The 13,002-nt window shown below is 48.3% G+C and carries 15 protein-coding genes; 12 read left to right on the plus strand and 3 right to left on the minus strand.

Annotated elements, in window-relative coordinates; translation table 11 throughout:
* Positions 1-9 precede the first annotated feature (9 nt).
* Positions 10-1,080 carry an N-acetylglucosaminidase gene (locus tag ON063_RS09885; RefSeq protein WP_274665023.1) on the minus strand — a complete coding sequence of 357 codons (1,071 nt, stop codon included), beginning with the start codon at positions 1,078-1,080 and terminating at the stop codon, positions 10-12.
* A gap of 77 nt (positions 1,081-1,157) precedes the next feature.
* On the opposite strand from ON063_RS09885, the gene ON063_RS09890 reads away from it, so the two are divergent.
* The gene (locus tag ON063_RS09890; protein ID WP_214782456.1) at positions 1,158-2,156 is read left to right on the plus strand and encodes an aromatic acid exporter family protein; all 999 of its coding nucleotides are present in this window, start codon (positions 1,158-1,160) and stop codon (positions 2,154-2,156) included.
* A 173-nt stretch (positions 2,157-2,329) separates the two neighbouring features.
* Positions 2,330-3,457: a M20/M25/M40 family metallo-hydrolase gene (locus ON063_RS09895; RefSeq protein WP_214784020.1), complete on the plus strand. Its 1,128-nt coding sequence runs from the start codon at positions 2,330-2,332 to the stop codon at positions 3,455-3,457.
* A 46-nt stretch (positions 3,458-3,503) separates the two neighbouring features.
* On the opposite strand, the gene ON063_RS09900 is transcribed toward ON063_RS09895, so the two are convergent.
* Positions 3,504-3,677: a hypothetical protein gene (locus tag ON063_RS09900; RefSeq protein WP_274665024.1), complete on the minus strand. Its 174-nt coding sequence runs from the start codon at positions 3,675-3,677 to the stop codon at positions 3,504-3,506.
* A gap of 74 nt (positions 3,678-3,751) precedes the next feature.
* Here ON063_RS09900 and rnz point away from each other — a divergent pair, with 74 nt between their 5' ends.
* Genes rnz through ON063_RS09935 form a run of 7 tightly spaced genes read left to right on the plus strand, consistent with a single transcriptional unit; the run spans position 3,752 to position 8,413 of the window.
* Positions 3,752-4,657: a ribonuclease Z gene (gene rnz / locus ON063_RS09905; RefSeq protein WP_274665025.1), complete on the plus strand. Its 906-nt coding sequence runs from the start codon at positions 3,752-3,754 to the stop codon at positions 4,655-4,657.
* Position 4,658: 1 nt separating this feature from the next.
* Positions 4,659-5,546 (plus strand): hypothetical protein, encoded by an 888-nt coding sequence (locus ON063_RS09910; protein ID WP_274665026.1) that lies wholly within the window; start codon positions 4,659-4,661, stop codon positions 5,544-5,546.
* Positions 5,543-5,950: a DUF4430 domain-containing protein gene (locus ON063_RS09915; protein WP_074033270.1), complete on the plus strand. Its 408-nt coding sequence runs from the start codon at positions 5,543-5,545 to the stop codon at positions 5,948-5,950. The genes ON063_RS09910 and ON063_RS09915 overlap by 4 nt, the downstream gene beginning before the upstream one ends.
* Positions 5,877-6,587, plus strand: coding sequence for a hypothetical protein (locus tag ON063_RS09920; RefSeq protein ID WP_274665027.1), 711 nt, complete (start codon positions 5,877-5,879; stop codon positions 6,585-6,587). Before ON063_RS09915 ends, ON063_RS09920 begins: the two co-directional genes overlap by 74 nt.
* The gene (locus ON063_RS09925; protein WP_274665028.1) at positions 6,565-7,521 is read left to right on the plus strand and encodes an ATP-binding cassette domain-containing protein; all 957 of its coding nucleotides are present in this window, start codon (positions 6,565-6,567) and stop codon (positions 7,519-7,521) included. Before ON063_RS09920 ends, ON063_RS09925 begins: the two co-directional genes overlap by 23 nt.
* Positions 7,494-8,039 (plus strand): hypothetical protein, encoded by a 546-nt coding sequence (locus ON063_RS09930; RefSeq protein ID WP_274665029.1) that lies wholly within the window; start codon positions 7,494-7,496, stop codon positions 8,037-8,039. Before ON063_RS09925 ends, ON063_RS09930 begins: the two co-directional genes overlap by 28 nt.
* 41 nt (positions 8,040-8,080) lie before the next feature.
* On the plus strand, positions 8,081-8,413 hold the full coding sequence (locus ON063_RS09935) for a hypothetical protein (protein WP_074033266.1): 333 nt from the start codon (positions 8,081-8,083) through the stop codon (positions 8,411-8,413).
* A 16-nt stretch (positions 8,414-8,429) separates the two neighbouring features.
* Here the strand turns inward: ON063_RS09935 and ON063_RS09940 are convergent, their stop codons facing one another.
* Positions 8,430-9,221: an SDR family NAD(P)-dependent oxidoreductase gene (locus ON063_RS09940; protein WP_274665030.1), complete on the minus strand. Its 792-nt coding sequence runs from the start codon at positions 9,219-9,221 to the stop codon at positions 8,430-8,432.
* Positions 9,222-9,375: 154 nt separating this feature from the next.
* On the opposite strand from ON063_RS09940, the gene ON063_RS09945 reads away from it, so the two are divergent.
* From ON063_RS09945 to ON063_RS09955, 3 genes are all read left to right on the plus strand, one after another.
* Complete coding sequence (locus tag ON063_RS09945) at positions 9,376-10,272, plus strand: peptidase U32 family protein (protein WP_274665033.1); 897 nt, start codon at positions 9,376-9,378, stop codon at positions 10,270-10,272.
* Between the two features lie 3 nt (positions 10,273-10,275).
* Positions 10,276-11,523, plus strand: coding sequence for a peptidase U32 family protein (locus ON063_RS09950; protein ID WP_274665031.1), 1,248 nt, complete (start codon positions 10,276-10,278; stop codon positions 11,521-11,523).
* A 78-nt stretch (positions 11,524-11,601) separates the two neighbouring features.
* Positions 11,602-12,999 (plus strand): MATE family efflux transporter, encoded by a 1,398-nt coding sequence (locus tag ON063_RS09955; RefSeq protein WP_274665032.1) that lies wholly within the window; start codon positions 11,602-11,604, stop codon positions 12,997-12,999.
* Positions 13,000-13,002: the final 3 nt, after the last annotated feature.

A 13,002-nucleotide genomic window follows, 5' to 3' on the forward strand; every position in this document is an offset into this window, starting at 1 on the left:
GGCTACTGTTCATTTCATTTGTTTCAATTGTTCCAAGCCAAGTTCACGATCGATGGCATACATCGTACCGGCGACCTTCTCACCCCAATACGGGTCTGAGGCGTAAAAGATGTTAATTCCTTCTTGTTTGTTACCAGGGTAATCTCCGCGTGCGTATTGACCTTTTACATATTTTGTGGCGAACAGTTCGGCAGCCGCGTCAACGCTCGCTTCAACCGTCTCAAAGGTTGTGGCATTGCCGCTCGGGTCGTCATCTGTTGCCCGGAATCCGAACAAGTTACGTTTTTCCCGTGCGATGTCGGACGTCCCAAACCTCGACTCATGACCGGCTACAGCGAGTAGGAATAAGGCATTGATGCCATATGTCTCTTCGGCACGTTTAAAGGCGTCACCCTCTCCAGCGAGTGGCGAGTCGATGGATTGTAAATACTGATCGAACGCTTTGGCGGAATAGGGTGACGATGATCGGATCGAAGCGAATTGATAGGGAGAGTCGAAGACGTCTCGGACACGTTCCGTATAAAAGCGATCTTCTGAGCGCTTTTCTGTCGGTCCGACAAGAAACGTGCCGGCGAGATTCGCATTCGCCTCGACGGAATGATACACTTCACCATTTCGAATCTCGTAGTAACCACGTCTTTCCACGACGGCTTCTGGGAACAATGCCATTTGATCCGGTTTCACATAGACATCTGCGCCTGATATGCGTACTTTTAAATGGTTTTCTCCTCGTTCAAGGAGTTGAAGTCTTGTGCCACCAGCGACATATGACTGTCGTTTTTTAAACGATTGATCTTCGTAAAGGTTTGTGATGGCATCGCTTGGAGTAACGACCACACCGGTGCCTGTGAAGTCGAGAACTTCTCCAGAAGGGGAGAATAAGGTGCGGTTGTTTCCCGCTGCCATATAGCGTTTTGCCTCAGCAAGAGATTCGAACGACCGTGTGACACGGTCCCCGTTCGTGACGGTTTCGACAGTATACGTGTCTTCACGGCCGGACTGAATCCATAAAAATGCGGCGATGGCGAGACTAAGCGTCGCAATCATCGGCCAAATCGTACGTTTTTTCTTTCGTTTCAATCAGATCACTTCCAAACTTTTGAATTGCCAAACGAGTTGATTTAGTCAACAATTTGATGGAGAAGGGGGAAATCAGTATGAAAATTGGAACGCGGACGTTAAAAACCGCGGTCGCAGCGGGTATCGCAATGCTCATTTCCGAGACGATTCATCTTGATTATTTTGTATTTGCTGCTATTATCGCCATTTTGAGTATTCAAGAGACACGCAAGAAATCCATTCGCGCCTCTTATGAGCGTGTCATGGCGAGTCTTCTCGCCATCGGGATGGGCGCCGCGATGTTTACGTTACTCGGTTATTCACCGGTGACGCTCACACTTTATTTTGTCATCTTCATTCCACTCGTACAACAACTGAAACTGCAAGATGGACTCATCACGAGTGTCGTGATCTTGACGCATCTCTATACCGAGGCGCAGTTCTCGCTTGAATTGTTCATCAACGAGTTATTGCTCATCGCGATTGGGGTCGGGGTCGGACTCGTCGTCAACATGTATATGCCGACGCTAGACCGCGAAATCGAGCGAATCAAAGACAGTATCGACCGATCACTTGCCGTACTTTTTTACGATGTGGCGGCATGTGTCGAGACCGGTGTGTATAACAATCATTCGATGATGCTGATCAAGACACGGGACTATTTGAAAGAAGGGAAAGATTTGGCCCTTCGACGTATGGGTAACTCCATCGGGAAACGGAATGAAGATATGGACTATCTCTACTTCCGGATGCGGGAGCGACAATACGATATTTTGAAGCGGGTCGCTGATAACGCAAGAGAGATCACCATGGTCGTCAATGAAGCAAAACCCGTCGCAACATTTTTGCGTCGTGTCGGGGACCACGTGAACGAGCAGGCTGACGCTTCCGTTTTTCTGCAAGAACTTGAAGAAATGATTGAACATTATCGAAAAAACGTACCTCTCCCCACAACACGTGAAGAATTTGAGGTACGCTCATCCTTGTTGAACATTTTATCGGATGTGAAAAGTTACTTGATCTTGAAAGAGCGCTATATTTTGCTCTTAAAAGAACATGGTCATGCTCGAGAGAAACGTGCTGATCAAAAAGATTGAGACGATGACGATGACGCCAATTTGAATGATGCGTTGTCGTCTTTTTTGCTTTTTCTTCATAACTTGCCTCCATGTACGTGTTTGCCATCATTGTACAGAATGGAAAAGATTCGTGCAATCTAAGGGAGTTTGTTATAATGGTCAAGAAATGTTTGGATGGAGGGATGTTGTTTATGGTAAACGAGACACGTGTGCTCGACACATTTTTAGGATTGGTCGGCATCGATTCAGAAACGAAGGAAGAAGCTGTCATTTGTGAACACTTGAAAGCGGTATTCACAGAACTTGGATGTGATGTGTATGAAGACGATGCATCAACGAAGACAGCACATTCTGGTAACAACTTGATCATCACGTTGCCTGCAACGAAAGAGAATGTTGATCCGATTTACTTCACAGCTCACATGGATACGGTGACACCTGGGAAGGGAATTAAGACGAGCATCAAAGATGGATATGTCGTCACGGATGGCACAACGATCCTCGGAGCAGATGATAAGACAGGTCTCACAGCGATGATTGAGCTTGTTCGCGTGTTGAACGAAAAACAGATTCCACACGGTCAGATTCAATTCGTGATTACGGTCGGGGAAGAATCAGGACTCGTCGGGGCGAAAGTCTTGGATTTATCAAAAATCGACGCGAAGTTCGGTTTTGCGCTTGACTCGGACGGTCCAGTCGGCGACATCATCGTCGCGGCACCGACGCAAGCGAAAGTGAACGCGAAGATTTATGGCAAGACGGCTCATGCGGGTGTCGCTCCTGAGAAAGGGATTTCAGCGATTCAAATCGCAGCAAAAGCCATCGCGAAGATGCCACTCGGTCGAATCGATGAAGAAACAACGGCGAACATCGGACGCTTCGAAGGGGGACGTGCCACAAACATCGTTTGTGACTATGTCGAAGTACTCGCTGAGGCTCGTTCGCTCATTCATGAGAAAATGGAGAAACAGGCGGAAACGATGAAGCAAGCCTATATCGAAGTGGCGGAGTCATTCGGTGGTCGTGCTGAAGTCGATATCGACATCATGTACCCGGGATTCAAGTTTGAAGAAGGCGATGAGGTTGTCGAGGTCGCAAAACGTGCGGCGGCGACAATCGGACGTCCGACACGAATCTTGCACTCAGGCGGCGGTTCAGATGCGAACGTCATCGCCGGTGGCGGGATTCCGACAGTCAACTTAGCGGTCGGTTATGAAGAAATTCATACGACAAACGAGCGGATGCCACTTGAAGAGCTATACAAACTCGTCGAGTATGTCGTCACGATCGTCGAAGAAGTCGCATCACCCAAGCAATAAAAAAAGAGCCGACCATTCGTCGGCTCTTCGTATGTGTTCGTACTCGTTATGCTGCGAACTCCAAAGACTCCAAAATCAACTCGTCTGTGCAATGAAGTTCGATCGCTATGTCGTGAATGCGGATAGAGGTGCCTTGTTCCTGATGGTGCAAGCGATTTATCAAAGCCGCACGGTCTCGAATCGTCTCGTAAATGGATTCGGGTTGTTCTGCCTTGGTCATCACAAATCACATCCTTTTCAGCGATTACCACAAGTATAGCATGGAACGGACTTGAAGAAAGGACTAATTTATTTATGAAGTTACAGTTTTTAGGAACTGGTTCGGGTATGCCATCGAAACAACGCAACGTGTCAGGTCTTGCGCTCGTCTTGCCAAAAGTCACTTGGTTGGTCGACTGTGGTGAAGGGACGCAACATCAGATGCTCTACACGAAAGTCAAACCACGTAAAGTGACAGCGGTATGGGTGACACATTTGCACGGTGACCATGTGTTCGGATTACCTGGATTTTTATCGACCCGCTCTGCGCTAGACGGAACGGATCCCCTCACGGTTTATGGTCCGAAAGGATTGAAAAAATGGCTCGAAGCGACACTTCGCGTCACAGGTTCTCATCTCGGTTATGAGTTGAACGTCATTGAATTCACGGACGGAGACACATTTGAGCAAGACGGTCATACGATCACTGTGCGAAAATTAGAGCATCGGTTCCCTTCTTATGGGTTTCGTGTCACAGGCCCGGAAAAACCGGGAACGTTGCGCGTCGATCGGGTAAGAGAGCTTGGAATCCCAAGTGGACCCATCTATAAAACAATCAAAGAACAAGAACGGTTCGAATATGAAGGAAAATGGTACGATTCTAAAGAATACGTCACTGAACAGACTCCGGGCAAAGTCGTTGCGATTCTTGGGGACACGACGCCATGCGAGAACGCGCGATTGTTAGCAGAAGGGGCCGACCTCCTCGTTCATGAGGCGACATTCATGGAAAGTGAACAACCGCTCGCCCGAAAATATGGTCACTCGACGACGCGTGAAGCGACTACTCTTGCGAAAGCGTCTGCGGTAGGCCAATTGATTGTCACGCATATTTCCGCTCGATATGTCGGACGAGAGGAAGAATTTGAACAAGAGGTCGTTTCGGATTTTCCATCGAGTTTAGTAGCGACCGACTTTTTAGAATATACAGTGGGGGATTGATGTGACCATTCAACTCTATGTTTGGGCCGCGTTTTTAGTGATCAGCGTCCTGTTAGGTGTCCGCTTGAACCAATTGAAAGAACCGGAAGCCAATTTCTTTCCGAAGTTTTTATTTTATTCACTGCTCGGCATCGTTTCGTTTCCGATCGGTGGATTTCATATCCCAATCGGGTTTTTATTGTCTTTTTTATTCTTCCCGAAACAGAACAGCCGCTATAAATGGTATGGAGCACTTTTAGGATTTTTCTTTTTTATCGTCTTATTGTTCGTACCATTGTTTGACCAATCTGGGTTTCGTGCGGAATCGCAACAAATCGGCGCCGTTTCTGTCACGGATGAATCTTTCGATGAGATGACAGAGAAAATCTTACAACGAGTCAACAGTGACTCCATCAAGCTAGACCGAAGTAAACTTCAAATTCATCGGGATGGGGACGTCCAAACGATTGAGTATTTGCTGATGGTCGAACGAGCTGAATCGTTCCAACAGATTCGCGTGACGTACGCAGACGGACAATTATCTTATGAACAGGTCGATGAATTACGAAAAGAATCAGGTCAGGCATTCTTTGAAAAGCTCGTCGAATTTGACCATATGTTGTCTACTTTAAGGGAACCTTCATGGGAAGAATATACAGATGTCATAGCCGCCCCAATCCTACAACTTTCTTACGATGGGCTGTATGATATGTATACGTTCGAGAATGAGTCGATGCTCATGATCAACCGTGACAATGAGCTCGTTAAGTTCTGGCTACAACGTGAACCCGTCCTTGCTAACAGTATCCAGCTCGTCGGACTGACGCAAGAGGGTCGTAGTACAGGTGAACGCTATGCGATTCTTTACAATTATTCGATACACCAACGAGAGGATTTGACAGACCAATGAAATCATATGTAACGATTGCTCTACTAGCGACCGCACTACTTGCCGGATGTGGCGGGGAAGAGGCGCAACAAGAATCGTGCGGAGTGAGTCCGACGATCTCGGTCTATAACGCAGCGACTGAGGAAACGCTCTATCAAGAGAAAAGTGTCTGCTTAGAAGAGGACGCGACTGTACTCGATGCGTTAAAAGCAACAGGGCTCGACCTTGAGGTGACAGGGAGCGGTGACATGTCCTATGTGACGGCAATCGAAGGAATCGAAGAAAAATCTGAAGGACAATCGTCAGGATGGGTATTTGCTTTCAACGGTGCACCAGGGGATGAAGGTGCGGGTGCCAAAGAAGTGGAATCGACGGATGTCATTCAATGGCGGTTCGAAGAAGATGCAGTGGCTTTCTTCGAATGAGGCAGATTGGGAGCGGAGACATCCTGTCACGCTCCTTTTCTATCTCTTCTGTCACCTTTACATATTAATGAATGTCGAAGACGTCACTTTTTTTGTGGTTGGACTCCTTTTGCTACTTATCATTGAACGTCGTTTCCCTTGGTCAATGCTATCCATACTGATTGCGTTTGGTCTGATTTCAATCATGCCCATCCTAATTGGTTGGGAAATTTCTTATGGATACATATGGCGTCAGCTTTTGAAATTGGCTGCCTTTTTACTCGGGATGTTATGGATTGCACGCATCATTCGTCTCGAACGGTTGCTCCCGCTCTTATCGAACTTTCCACGGTCGTCTTCACTCTTATACGGTGCATGGGCACTCATCCCGTCAATGGAGCAGGCGGTACGTCAGGCAGTCAGGAGTCACCCGAGAGCATACTGGCGAGAAGGTGTACAAATTGGAATTGAAAGCCAGCAAACTGAGCCGAAGTTTGCGGTTGACCCGATACGGCGCTTTCGTTTAGAGGATTTGTTGCAAATCGTCCTCATTGGGATGATCGGTCTGGCTTCAATCCATCTGTTTGTCGGACTTTGGCTGATTTATCCTTATCTCACGAAAGGAGGGATGCGTGATGCAATGGTTATCTACCGCTGACGGTTCGTTCGAGCATTACGTCGAACGTTACCACCCGTATGTGATTGAGATGACGCAATCGTTCTCGGGAAAGGTTGGGCACTTACTTTCGAGTGTCGACTCTTTTCGAGGGGCGGAACTCGCTACACTATTACAAATCGACGCGCTTTATCCGAAGCGGTTTGATGCATGTTCGAGTGGAGAACAACAGATTGTTCGAGTCGCCTACGCCCTGTTAAATCGACCGGACTCCATCGTCCTGATTGAACCATTTCGGCATCTAGACCAATTTCGAAGAGAGCATTTAGAGATGTTGCTCCGCCGTATTGCTGGAATCGGGGTACAAATCGGTTATACCGAGCGAGCGAAAGAACCTTCAGGAGAAGCAACGTTCACGTTCAACGAATCGAGAACGACACCTTCCATCGATGCGACCGACGTATCTTATCGGCATCCTCTGCAAGCGACTTATGCGATTGATCACGTGACGGTTCAGATGAATGAGCCTGGACTCACAGTTTGTGTCGGGACGAACGGGAGTGGGAAGTCAACTTTACTCGAACTATTAGCTAGAAGTAGACGTCCACTTCAGGGGCGAGTGAAAAAGGGAGAACGAGCAGTCTATCTTCCTGCCAATCCAGAAGTGGGTCCGTTCCCACAAGAAGGGAAGCGACGGGTCGCCCAACTTCAATCCGTCCTACACGATCCGTCGAGTGTCCTTTTACTCGATGAACCGACCGTGGATTTGACGAAGGGAGAGCGGGATGCGTTCTTTGATGCGCTTCAACAAAAAGCAAAGTCGGCCCGCGTCATCTGTGCAACACATGACATGGGCCTCATACAGGTTGCGACGGATGTGATTTATCTAGCGAGCGGTCAAGTCGTCTTTCAAGGCGATCGGAACCTTTTTCAAGATCGGAGCACCTTATGGTCACATACGTCTTCGCCATCCTGATCGCGATCGTCGTGTTGTACCGGTTCGAAAAATCTAGAATCCCGATTCAACCACTCGTTCAATTGTTAGCACTTGCGGTCATTGGGCGTTGGCTCTTTATGACGATACCGAATGTTCAACCGACGACGGCCATGATCATGTTGACGGCCTTACTGGTCAGTTTGAACGGGGCCGCCATCCTCGCGCTTTTTGTTCCGATTTTGTCAGGACTTTTGCTTGGGATTGGTCCCTTTGTATTTTATCAATTTTTAGGATGGCTCCTTGTCGTTGTGCTCGTCCGTTTATTTCGACCGATTCTATTGAAATCGACAATCCTTTTCTTACTGCTCGGTTTACTATCAGGTTTTTTATATGGGTGGACGACAAACTTGGCGTTCATTGAAGTGGTCGGGACGGATGTCGTGAAGTTGTTGTTACTCAGTTTTCCATTTGATCTGGCCCACGGTATTTCGAATGTCGTCTTCTTGATCATGATTCGTCCGCTATTTGAGCGCATATTCCTTCGTCAACTCGGGTAAATATACAATATTCCTATCATATTGAGTGAGGTGAACGACGGATGAGTGCTTATATTAACATCACTGAAGTCGGCATGTTTCTACTCGTAGGGTTGTTGTTTATCTTATTAAACCTTGTTCTTTTAGTGAAACGTTATACGAGGGCCCGTTTCGCCATGCTAAGCATTCTAGCAGCGAGTGTATGGCCAGCGCTGATGATTGTTCTATCAGTAGAACAGTTGAGCGTGATGGATCAATTGACCTCAGGTGAATGGTCACTAGATGCTGTGCTTGCGTGGGGAGTCGTCCTCTCGACAGCGCTCATGACGATGATTCCAGCAGGTGTCTTTTTACATCGGCTCGTAAGTGTCTCGCGATTACCTTCAGAATCTTAAAAGGAGCCTCCTTTTTTCATGTCGTTGATTCAGTGGCTGACACGTCTGCTGGTTTTTGGACACGACGCAATACTTCGAGACTGAGAGCACGTGGCATCAACTTAGCCACCCCTACTAGGAGTTGATTCGAGAGACCAGGCACAACCACGCGCTTATTATTCATGACACCTTTATAACCGAAGAAGGCGACGAGGTGAGATGGCATTTTTGAGAAGGACAATTCACTACCTGCGCGATTAAAGAAATTCGTATCTGTCGGGCCAGGACAGAGGACACTGACGTGAACACCGCTCCCTTTCACTTCGGCATGCAACGCCTCGGTAAGTGAGAGGACATAAGCCTTCGTTGCGTAGTAAACGGCCATATACGGACCGGGTTGGAACGCAGCGACGGAAGCGACGTTTAGCACATAGCCGTGATTTCGTTCGAGCATACCTGGAAGATAGGCTTTCGTCAGTTCCGTCAATGTGTTAACGTTCAATCGGACTTCGTCCGCCTCCGTCTCGGCATCGAGGTCTGCGAACGCACCTGACGTTCCAAATCCAGCATTGTTAATCAAAAAATCGACGGTTAATCCCGCCTCTTCAATCATCGAGGTCAATTGATTGGCAGCGTCATGTTTTGCCAAATCAAGCGCGAAGACGTGTACATTGATTCGATATCTCGTTTCAAGGACTTTCTTCAGTTCGTGTAAGCGAGGTTCGTTTCGGGATACGAGAATACAGTCGTACCCGTCTCGTGCGGCGAGTACGGCCAAGTCTAAACCGATGCCCATCGAGGCCCCAGTAATTAAAGCTGTTTTAGACAACGTGATCCACTCCTTTAATGAAAAGTCATACATTGTTACTGAATTCTTCACGAGTTGTTAAAATCCTGCCCCGTTTGCACATTCAATCCTATGCTAAAGTATAGCAAGAATATGTGATTAGACTCACAAAGTAGGGAGAAGAACAATGATGATGATTCAGCTCGTCACCACGGCGCAAAGTGTCGAACAAGCAGAAGCGTTAATTAAAGCGGGAACGGACCGACTATATATCGGGAATTCTAGATTCGGTTTGCGACAAAAAGGAAACTGGACAATCGAAGCTGTGAGAGAAGTCACACAGCTTGCCCATCGATACGGAAAAGAAGTGACGGTGGCCGTCAACAATTTGATGCATAACGACCACATTCAAGAATTGCCGGATTATTTACAAATGTTAAAAGCGATTGGCGTCGACGATGTGACAGCTGGGGATCCCGGGGCCATCCGTTTGATCCGTCAAGCGAAAATCCCATATTGGTACGATGCCCAAACGCTCGTCACGTCCGCTAAACAGATTCAGTTCTGGGGAAAACGTGAGGCCGTCGGAGCCGTCGTTGCGCGAGAAGTCACTCTCGAGGAATTGGTGTTGATTCAGCAACAAATCGGTCTCCCCGTTGAAGTACAAGTGTACGGTCCGACGTGTATCCATCATTCGAAGCGACCGCTCGTGACGAACTATTTCAATGAGCTTGGACGCCCTTCTGAAGAGGCGAAACAACGTGAGTTTTATATGAGTGAGCCAGCAGATGCGGCGAGTCGTTATCCTATCTACGAGGACGAGAATGGCACGCATATTTTCTCAGAAGATTTGACGCTTATGGGTCAGCTACCGACGTTAGTCAAAAACGGCCTTCACACATGGAAACTTGATGGCTGGCACGCGGGAGAACAGTTTGTTGAAATCGTTCAGTTGTTTACCGTCGCGCGGGCGAATCTATTGAATGGTCAATTCGACCGAATCGAGATGGAACACCGCCTCAGAGAGTTACAACCGGAAGCGTTTCGACTCGGAACGGGATTATTGTTACGCAAACCAGAAGAGATCAAGTGAGGGATGAAGATGAAACAACGTCCAGAATTATTAGCGCCAGCAGGAAACTTAGAAAAATTGAAGATGGCGATTCATTATGGTGCCGATGCGGTCTATATCGGCGGTCAGCAATTTGGGTTACGTTCACGTGCCGGCAACTTCAGTTATGACGAGATGCGTGAAGGTGTGGCTTTCGCACATGCTCGCGGGGCGAAAGTATATGTCGCTGCAAACATGGTGACGCATGAAGGGGATATCGAAGGAGCTGGTGACTTCTTCCGAACGCTCCGTGATATCGGGATTGACGCGGTGATCGTCTCTGATCCTGCCATGATTGAGACGTGTCTCACTGAAGCGGTGGGCTTACCGGTTCACCTGTCGACACAAGCTTCCGCGACGAACTACGAGACGCTTCGTTTTTGGAAAGAAGAAGGACTCGAGCGGGTTGTTTTGGCCCGTGAAGTCTCGATGGATGAGATTGTGCAGATGAAAGAAGAAGTCGATGTTGAAATTGAGACGTTTGTCCATGGGGCGATGTGTATCTCTTACTCAGGGCGTTGTACATTGTCGAATCATATGACATTGCGGGATGCCAATCGAGGTGGCTGTGCCCAGTCGTGCCGTTGGAAATATGGCTTCTTTGAAGAGGGCGATCTCTTGACGGAAGAGATGGAGGCACGTGATGAGGAGCCGTTCTCGATGAGTTCGGTCGATTTATCGATGGTCCGACATATTCCAGACTTGGTGGACGCTGGAGTCGACAGTTTGAAAGTCGAAGGACGAATGAAATCGATTCATTACGTCGCGACCGTGTGTAACGTGTATCGTCAAGTGATTGACGCATACTGTGAAGATCCTGAGAACTTTGTCTTCGACCCGGCTTGGGAAGAAGAGATTTGGAAAGCGGCACAGCGAGAACTCGCGAGTGGTTTCTATTACGGGATTCCGACCGAGAAAGAACAATTGTTTGGGAAACCGCGTTCGATTCCTCAGTATGCTTTTGCCGCACGTGTCATCGCATACGACCCGTCGAGCGGGATGGCGACACTCGAACAGCGAAATCACTTCTCAACCGGTGAAGAAGTTGAATTTTTCGGACCTGGATTCGTTCGTTTCTCCCAAGTCATCGAGACGATTGAGGATGTGGACGGTCAGCCGATTGAATCCGCCAACCAAGCGATGATGACCATTCGAGTTAAAGTGGAAAAACCCGTCGCGACCGATTACATCATGCGCAAGCGAAAAGGGGTCCCAGCACGTGTCCTCGCTTGACACATCCACCGAGCCAACATAGTCGCCCGGACTGTCTAATCCTGCTACCCTAAGAGATAGAGACGGAGGGATGGAAGGATGAACCAAAATACGGAGCAATTGCGGACAGAGCCCATCGGCCGACTCCTGTTTAAGTTATCGCTACCCGCGATGATCGGGATGCTCGTGACGGCGCTCTACAATATCATTGATACGATTTTTGTCGCTCGTGGCATTGGCGCTTCGGCCGTCGCGGCCATCGGGATTGCGTTTCCCATACAAATGATCTTAATGGCCGTGTCGAGTGCTGTTGGTCTCGGTGGCGCCTCCATCAGTTCTAGAAAGTTAGGAAGAGGAGACGATGCCGGTGCGGCTGTCACATTTTTGAACGTGCTCGTCCTCGTCGGATTGTTTGCTGCACTCGCGGTTAGTTCCGCCTTCTTTATGTTGGATGAGATTTTAATGGTCTTCGGGGCGACGTCCGAGATTATGGAGCTCAGTCGACAGTACTTATCGGTTGTCTTGATCAGTTCACCATTCTTTATGTTCACGCTTGCTTCGAGTGCGATGGTTCGTGCCGAAGGTCAGGCACCTTATCAAATGAAGGTCATGTTAACGACCGTCCTCGTCAATCTCGTGACGACGCCACTTTTCATCTTCACGTTCGATTGGGGGATGTACGGTGCAGCGACTTCGACGGCACTCGCCCAAGTAATCGGTTCCATATTGATGCTTCGATTCTTCTTCGCCCGAAAACCAAAAACGGAACTGCGCTTCAAATGGCGACAGTTCCGGATACGATTCGATGAGATGAAAGAAATTATGGCAATCGGTTCATCTTCATTCATCATGATGGTGTCCCAATCGATTTTGTTCGTTGGCGTCAACGTGATGCTCGGAACGTACGGTGGGACAGAGGAATTGGCGATTTTCGCCATCATCAATAAATTCATGGCGCTCGTCGGCATGCCGATCATGGGAATCGTACAAGGAATGCAACCGATTGTCGGATATAACTATGGTGCCGAGCGGTATGATCGTATGCGTGAGACCATATGGACGGCAATGCGGGCAGGGATTGCAATCGCTGTGATCATTTGGCTCATCTTGCAGGTATTCCCGAATACGCTGATGGGATGGTTCTCGACGGACGAGGCATTGATTGCGGGAGGCGTGACGGCGATTCACATTTTGTTCGCGGTCTCATTTTTACCGAGTGTTCAAATGCTCGTCAACGGAATTTACCAGTCGCTCGGGAAAGCACGAGTCGCCATGTTCTTGTCCCTTTCACGTCAGACGCTCTATACGATTCCGCTCGTCTTTATACTCCCGTCGTTCCTCGGAGTGTTCGGGGTCTGGTTGGCGTTTCCGATTGCCGATGCGATGACGTTTTTGACGGCAGTCGCCTTGGCATTCTGGGACCGTAAATTATTGTTCCGTCCTTCAGAAGAGGATAAAGAAGCGCATGATGTAAATCCGAAAGCGACAAACTTATAATCA

Origin of the sequence: Exiguobacterium sp. B2(2022) (assembly GCF_028823655.1) — a bacterium.
Lineage (GTDB): Bacteria > Bacillota > Bacilli > Exiguobacteriales > Exiguobacteriaceae > Exiguobacterium > Exiguobacterium aestuarii_A.